The sequence below is a fragment of the uncultured Campylobacter sp. genome, assembly GCF_938045535.1.
Lineage (GTDB): Bacteria > Campylobacterota > Campylobacteria > Campylobacterales > Campylobacteraceae > Campylobacter_B.
Genome location: NZ_CALIMQ010000177.1, coordinates 1 through 1,363, shown reverse-complemented (window position 1 = coordinate 1,363; position 1,363 = coordinate 1). Strand labels below are relative to the sequence as shown.

Genomic DNA, 1,363 nt, shown 5'->3' with positions numbered 1-1,363 from the left:
GAGACCGTCATCGCGCTCGCCCCAAATCTTTTTTATGGCACTCCGATAGCTGTTAATATCCTTGTTCTTTCAAAGCATAAAACCCAGACTAAAACGCAGTTTATCGATGCTAGCGAGTTTTTTGAAAAAAGGACGAACAACAACGTCCTAACTAACGAGCACATCTTAAAAATAATAGATCTGTTTGATAAAAAAGAGGACGTAGCTCACGTCTGTGCGCTCGTAGATAATGAAAAAATAGCCAACAACGACTATAATCTAGCCGTGAGCTCTTACGTCGAGGCAAAGGATACGCGCGAGATTATCGACATAAATGAGTTAAATTTACAGATAAAGCAGACCGTGGCTAAAATCTCAAATTTACGCGAGCAAATCGACCAAATCGTTGCGCAGATAAATTTGGACGGTGAAATATGAAAGCTATTATTTACACGGCAAGCGATGGCTCCGAAATTTCACTCGCGAAGCCGAGCAAAATTTTAAAAGGCAAAAAATGAGTAAGATTTTTGATTTGATAAAAAGGCTTTGTCCGAATGGGGTTGAGTTTAGGGAGCTTGGGGAGATATGTAAATTTAGTCGCGGTAAATCTTTATCAAAAAGTGATAAAGATTTGGGGGATATTCCTATGATTTTATATGGCGAGCTATATACTACTTACGGCGATTATGTAAATAAAATAGCGTCTTATACCTCAAAAGAGCGCGCTCAAAAAGCTAGCGTTGCAATTTTTGGAGATTTGATATTGCCTATTTCTAGTACTACAAAGGAAGCTCAGATAGGTAAAGTGTCTGCTTTAATGACGCAAACGCCTGTTTATATAGGCGGAGATGCGTTGATTTTATCTCATAATCAAAATCCTGGTTTTTTGGTTTATTACTTAAATTCTAAAAAATTTGAAAAAGAAAAAATGAAATGCGTGAGTGGAACTACGGTAACGCACCTTTCGCCATCAAAGTTAGCTAAAATCAAACTCCCCGTACCTCCTCTGGAAGTACAGCGTGAAATAGTCCGTATTTTGGACTGTTTCACGCTGCTTACAGCAGAGCTTACAGCAGAGCTTACAGCAGAGCTTACAGCTAGGAAAAAGCAATACGAATTTTATCGCGACTTCCTTCTAAGCTTTGACGAGCTCAATAAAAACGGGGGGGGTGTGAGCTAAAAATGCTTGGGGAAATTGCAATATATCCTAGCGATAGAATCAAATTTGACTCTTTAAATGAGTTAAATTACGTCGGCGTGGAAAATTTGCTTCAAGATAAGGCGGGCAAAATATCGTCAAAATGCGTTCCAAATAGCGGCAGTTGGACTAAATTTGAAAACGGTGATGTTTTGATAGGCAATATTCGCCCTTATTTAAAGAAAA

At 38.7% G+C, this 1,363-nt stretch carries 2 protein-coding genes; both read left to right on the top strand.

All coding sequences use genetic code 11. The annotated features are described in order from the left end of the window. Positions 1-417: N-6 DNA methylase (locus Q0095_RS05620; RefSeq protein WP_297882155.1), on the top strand; the 417-nt coding region annotated here is incomplete at its 5' end. Between the two features lie 76 nt (positions 418-493). Next, positions 494-1,159 (top strand): restriction endonuclease subunit S, encoded by a 666-nt coding sequence (locus Q0095_RS05615; protein WP_297882153.1) that lies wholly within the window; start codon positions 494-496, stop codon positions 1,157-1,159. The last annotated feature ends 204 nt before the right edge of the window (positions 1,160-1,363 follow it).